We start from the raw sequence: 6504 nt of genomic DNA, 5'->3' as shown, positions 1-6504 counted from the left end.
CAACGTCAACGGCCTGTTGCAGGCAACAAGCCAGAGTGGCGGCCTCATCCGTGTCGCGGCCGGTGGCAACGTGAACGTTCTGGAATCAGCCAGGATCGAAGCTCATGCCGACGCAGGCAACAAGGCGGTCGAAACTCTGGGGGGCGTGGTGGCGTTGTCATCGGCCGGCATGACGCGTGCCGATGGCTCCTTGGGAACGGTGAAGTTGTTGGGCGGCTCCATCGATACCAGCGGCTTGAATGGGGCGAAAGACGGTCGCGTCAAGTTGCGTGCCCGGACGGAAGCCTGGCTGGCGGACAACTCGGCGGTCAAGACGAACTTCTCGGGTTTGAGGTCACTGTCCGTCGAGGCTTTCAAAGCCATTCCTGCCACCTTGACAGGGTCCGTGGCCTGGGTTGATCAGGACGTGGTGGACCAGGCCAAGTTGGCCGTGTCTGACTTGTTCGATGCCTCGTTGGGGGCCAGCAAGGCGAGCCTCATTGTCCAGCGTCTGAAAGGTGACCAGGCCCTGTTGCAGGATAGGACAGATGTGCGGGCAGGGATCGAGATCCAGTCTGCAGGCGATCTCACGCTGGATACGGATATCAACCTCTTTGATTGGCGCCAGGGTACGGGCAACGTGTTGGCTGCTGCACCGGTCAACCTCACGCTGCGCGCTGGTGGCGACCTGAATGTCAAGGCCAGCATCAGCGATGGCTTCCTTGATCAAATCACGCGCGATACCACGATGGTGTCGAGGCACGACTTCATCCAGGATACGCAAGCGGGCGACATCACGTTGGTGGGCGGCGCCGATCTGAAGGCGGCAAAAGTACTGGCTACCCGTGCAGGCACAAGCAATGGTGATGTGATCATCGGCGATGGCATGGGTGATTCGGCAAGGGATGTCCTGGTTCGCACAACGACCGGCGATATCACCGTGAGTGCCACGCGCGATGTCAACCTGGTGAATCCGCTGGCTGTGGTCTATACAACTGGCCGCAATGCGCCGGCCGGGGCTTCGCTTGAATTGCCTGAAATGGGGGACTTCTCGGCCACGATACAGGCACGCATTGATTCAGTGGACTATTCCGTACCACCTGATGACGATGGTAACTATGCCCACAAAATTTCTTATCTGAATCAGGATCCATTCACGATGGGTGGTGGATCGGTGCGGGTGGAGGCTGGTCGGGATGTGATCCAGACGTCCGACATTTCAAAGAGCAACAACCCCAGCGTCGCTGCTCAACAATACGTGACGGATTGGTGGTGGCGAACCAAGGATTCATCTGACTCGGTGAGCTGGTGGAGCCGCTTCGATATCTTCCAGCAAGGGTTTGCTACCTTTGGCGGCGGGAACGTGGCCATCCAGGCTGGGCGTGATACATGGAACGTCAGTGCTTCGGCCGCAGCCAGTGGCAGCGCTTCCAGCAAATCGCAGGTTCGCTATGGTGGAGGTAGCGTCAGCGTGGTTGCAGGGCGTGACGTGGTTGGTGGTCAGGTATTTGCTGCGGACGATATTTCGGTGCAGGCGGGCCGAAGCCTGACGTCACAAACATCCAGTGACAGTTCGCTCTATGCCAAGCGCGTTGTGACGCCGAACGACACAGTCGTGATGTATGGCAATGGCCAGACCAAGGTATTGGCTCGAAACGACCTGACCATAGGCGCTGTAACCCAGGCTGCGCTGGTGAAGAGTGCCATGCCAGGCGCGCAGAGCGCCAACGACGCCGTGCTGGGAATGGCACCGTCGGCATCGCTGAATGTTGCAGCCATAGCGGGTGACTTGACCTTGACGGGCAATGACGTCACTCGCTATAAATTCAGCACCTCTTACGACGAGCAGTTGGATGGCTTGTTGGTGGACGGTCTTCCTGCTGATGTGTCCTATTCTCGACCGGATATCACTCGCATCACGATGGGCTTGAGCTTCCCTCAGTTGTTGCCTGCATTGGCCTCATGGCAGGCTGGCACAGGTAGCGTCTCCTTGGTGAGTTCTGCATCAAGTGGCAACCTGTACCAGTTGGGTGCGGTCACGCCCACGTCTGACGGCGTTGGCGTCAACCTTCAGGCGGTCAGCATGTCCGCCATAGCGGGCAATTCGCTGTATGTGCGTTCAGCGATTCAGTTGGGTTCAGATGAGCTCGCAGCACGCCCACATGCCGTGCCTGCTGGATTGACCATTTTGGCAAACAGTCTGGACAGAGATAGCCAGGCTTCTTCTCAATTGATCGGTGGCAATGTCAACGCACCGATGCGATTGGTTGCTCAGAGCGGGGATGTCACCTACGGTCGCATTGACAGCAAGCAGCCTTTGAGGTTGATCGCCGGTGGCGACATCCAGGCGGAGAGCACCGATAGCGGCATCCGTGTCCAGCAACAGGGTGAGAACGCCTTGACGCTGGTGCAGGCGGGGCGCGACATCAATCTTGTCAAGACCAACGGATATGGCATCGACTTTTACGGCCCTGGAGATGCTGTGATCGTCGCTGGGCGCGGCATCAACCTGAACCAAAGCCATGGCCTCAGGGCGCAGGGCAACCGCGTGAATGCCGAACTGCCCTCGGGTAGCGCCAACATCACGGTATTGACAGGCGTCTCCTTTGCCAAGGGCGACATCACCTCGTCAACGAATGCCTATTTCGAGTTGTTGGGGGGCGCGGGCGTGGGTGACTTCGCAGCCGATCTGTATGCGCAAATCAAGGCAGCAGATCAAGGGCAGGCCATGCCGACGCTGGGCAGTGATGTGGCTCGGTCCTTCTCCGCCTTGAGTGTGGCTGATCAATTGGATCGTGCCAAAGGCCTGGTGGGTGACACCGCATTCCAGCAGCGTGTGCTGACTTTCATGCAGCATCGCGACAACCCCGCTTTGACTTTGCCGGAAGCGATCACGCAGTTCAACGCGCTGTCTGACCGTGACAAGTCGCCCATGGTGGGTATGTTGCTTGCCTCTGCCTGGTCTGCCAAGGTTCCGAAAGATGCGCAACTGAGTACAGCGCTGAGCATGGCCGCCAGCAAGCGCGATCCGTATTCGGATGAGCTGGTCAGCTTCATGAAGCAGCGCACAGGCAGCTTGGTGTCGGTAGGCGAAGCCACGCAGCAGTTCATGAATCTTCGCCCTGAAGAGCAGTTGCTGTTCAGCACGAAGGTACTGGTCAATGAAATGAACCTTGCCGTGTCCAAGGCGGCCAGCCTGACGGGAAGCGCCAAGACCGAAGCTTATCTGGATGCCTATAACGCACTGGATGCAATGTTCCCGACAGCCTCGGTCAGGCATGCCGATCTGCAGATGGGTTCCAGCACGGTTCAAACGCAGCAAGGCAGCGAGATCAAGGTGTTTGCTCCATCGGGCGGCATCAACGTGGGGCAGTTGACGTCGGCCAGTTCGAAGGATAAGTCGGCCAGTGACTTGGGCCTGATCACAGCGGGTGGAGGCAATCTGGCTGTGGTGGCACGCGACGACATCCTTGTGAACCAGTCCCGCGTGTTCACTGTCGGCAATGGTGATGAATTGCTGTGGTCGTCTACCGGCAACGTGGACGCGGGCCGCGGAGGCAAGACCGTGACGGCCGCAGCTTCGCCGGTTTTCTATCTGGATGCAAATGGCATCTTGCAGGCTGACGTGACTGCGGCGATTTCTGGCAGCGGCATCGCCTCCAGCGGCAAGGCTCGCATCGCCGCCCCCAAGGGCGAGATCAACGCAGGTGATGCCGGCATCAGCGCCGGCGGTGGCCTGGAGCTGGCGGCCACGGTCGTGCGTGGCGCGGACAACATCCAGGCTCCCAGCATTGCCGGCGCACCAGCGGCAGCACCCGTGAACACGGCCATGGCAGCGCCCACACCCAATCAGCCCACAGCTGCGGGTGCGAAGGATGCGGCGGACAACGACGACGCCAAATCCAGGAAGCGCAAGAAACGCAACATCCTGCTGGACTTCCTGGGCTTCGGCTCGGGCAGCGAGGGCTGATCGCCCTCCTTGGAAGCCCCCGATCTACGGGTTTGATCGGGGGCTTCTTCAATTTTCACAAGCCAGTCACATGCCGTGTAGATCATGCGGCGCGCACCTGCTTACATCGTTCAGACATTTTTCTAGCTTGATTCATCTTTAGGAATTGCCATGCGCAAAGCTTTATCCGCCTTGTCGATCGCCTTGTTGGGCGGTGCATTGCTGCCCACAACCGCCCATGCCTGGTGGAACGGCGATTGGAAACACCGCACGAAAGTGACGATCAACACGTCTGCTGCAGGTGTTGAAACCAAGGATGCCCTGAGCGGCGTGGCCGTGCCGGTGCGCCTGCATTCGGGCAACTTCGATTTCCTGTCGGCCAAACCGGATGGATCGGATCTGCGCTTCGTTGCTGCGGACGACAAGACCCCGCTGAAGTACGTGGTCGAACGGTATGACAGCACCAACGAACTCGCACTGGTGTGGGTGCAGGTACCCAATGTGGTACCTGGCAGCGACAAGAACGTGGTCTACGCCTACGCAGGCAACGAGAAGGCCGCTGCCGAGGCCGCACCCGCTTCTGCCGTGTTTGATGTCGCCACGCTGGCCGCCTTTCACTTTGGCGAAAAGGATGGCATCAGCGTGGACCACACGGGCGCCATGAAGGCCGCAGCCGCTGTGGGCATTGAAGCCAACGGCATGCTGGCTGGCAGCGCCAAACTGGCCGGCACCGGCCTGAGTTGGTCTGGATCGGACAAGATCAAGGCGCCCGCCGGTGGCCCTTACTCCGTGAGCATGTGGATCAAGCCTACAGCCGCGCAAGGCAGTCTTTACAGCCAAGGCGCGCTGCAATTGAATCTGGATGGCGGCAAGTTGATCGCCAAGCTGGGCACCGCGTCGGCTGATGGCGGTGCCGTGGCAGCGTCCACCTGGTCTTACGTGGCGCTGACTTATGGCTCGGGCAAGCTGACCTTGTATGTGAACGGTGCACAGACCGCTCAGGTGGATGCTGGTGCTGGTGCAGCGATCGAAGGCGGCGTCAAGGTGGGCGACGGCTTCACTGGCCTCATCGATGAAGTGCAAGTGGCCTCGACCGTGCGCAGTGCGGACTGGGTCAAGCTGGCCCAGGCCGCTCAAGCCGGTGATGCCAAGCTGATCGCCAGCGTGACGGAAAGCGAAGATTCCGCTGGTAGCGAAGGTGGCGATGAGGGCTATATGGGCATCCTCATCAAGAGCCTCACGCCAGACGCCAAAGCCGTGATCGCCATTCTGGCCGTGATGTTCGTGGTGGCCGTGTGGGTGATGATCACCAAGGCCCTGTTCGTGGGTAAGGCTGACAAGGACAACAGAGACTTTCTGGTGCGCTTTCGTGAAGCCACGGACAACATGCTGCATCTGGAAAAGGGCGGCGTGCATCCGCATTCATCGTTGTTTCGTCTGTACCAAGCCGGTGTGCGTGAGCTGGCCAAGCGCAAGACGGGTGAAGCTGGCTCGCTGCCTCTGAGTGGCGCGTCGATTGACGCGGTGAAGGCCTCCATCGATGCCGACCTGGTTCGTGAGAACCACCAACTGAACTCACGCATGGTGTTGCTCACGATCGCCATTTCCGGTGGGCCCTTCCTGGGGCTGCTGGGTACCGTGGTGGGCGTGATGATCACCTTCGCCGCCATTGCTGCTGCTGGCGACGTCAACGTGAACGCCATCGCTCCTGGTATCGCTGCGGCCTTGCTGGCCACTGTGGCCGGGCTGGGTGTGGCCATTCCCGCCTTGTTTGGCTACAACTACCTGGCCTCGCGCATCAAGAACATCTCTGCCGACATGCAGATCTTCGTGGACGAGTTCGTGACCCGTGTGGCCGAGAACTACGGCGCACGCTGATCTACGCCGCCAACTGACCGATCGGAGCGCACATGGCAGGCGACGTCAAAGCCGACAATCAGCCGTACGACGACATCAACATCACCCCGATGCTGGATCTCGCGTACGTGCTGCTGGTCACCTTCATCATCATGACGACTGCGTCTGTGCAGGGCGTCAAAGTGAAGTCGCCGGTCACGCAGGCGGCCAACAACCTGGCCAAGCCCCAGACACGCGGCATCACCATCACGGCCGATGGCTCGATCTACCTTGATGCCTATCCGGTGACCATCGATCAGCTCAAGACGAATCTGGCGCAATACAAGGCGGCCAACCCCAACTTGCCTGTGGTGCTCAAGGCCGATGAAGTGGCCCAGTACGACAAGGTCATGGAAGTGCTGGAAGTGGCCAAGAAGCTGGACATCACTGAAATCGGTCTGGTGACCAAACGCGCTCAATAAGGCGCGAAGGATGAGTCATGCAAGTTCAAGACGACGCCAAACCGTACGACACGATCAACGTCACGCCCATGCTGGACCTGGCTTATGTGCTGCTGGTCGTGTTCATCCTGATGACGACTGCTTCTGTGCAGGGGCTGTCCATCAGCATGCCCAAGCCCAGCAACAAGCCTTCAACGGAAAAGCACGAGTTGCTGATCATCCAGGTGCACCCTGATGGCGCGCTGTATCTCAATGGTGCGGTCAAAACGGTAGAGCAGC

Annotated in this window: 4 protein-coding genes; all 4 read left to right on the top strand. The window is 59.5% G+C overall.

Annotated features, from left to right (window positions below; genetic code table 11):
- On the top strand, window positions 1-3949 hold a 3949-nt coding region (locus EPO09_RS07605), incomplete at its 5' end, for a filamentous haemagglutinin family protein (RefSeq protein ID WP_290641792.1).
- Window positions 3950-4099: 150 nt separating this feature from the next.
- Entirely contained in the window at window positions 4100-5806 is a 1707-nt protein-coding gene (locus EPO09_RS07600; protein WP_290641790.1) for a DUF2341 domain-containing protein, read from the top strand.
- A 32-nt stretch (window positions 5807-5838) separates the two neighbouring features.
- The gene (locus EPO09_RS07595) at window positions 5839-6246 is read left to right on the top strand and encodes a biopolymer transporter ExbD (protein WP_290641788.1); all 408 of its coding nucleotides are present in this window, start codon (window positions 5839-5841) and stop codon (window positions 6244-6246) included.
- 17 nt (window positions 6247-6263) lie between these two features.
- Window positions 6264-6504, top strand: a 241-nt coding sequence (locus tag EPO09_RS07590; RefSeq protein ID WP_290641787.1) for a biopolymer transporter ExbD, incomplete at its 3' end; no start/stop codon positions are given.

Source organism: Aquabacterium sp., from assembly GCF_004297345.1.
Classification (GTDB): domain Bacteria; phylum Pseudomonadota; class Gammaproteobacteria; order Burkholderiales; family Burkholderiaceae_C; genus Aquabacterium.
This window is presented reverse-complemented; position numbering and strand designations above follow the sequence as displayed.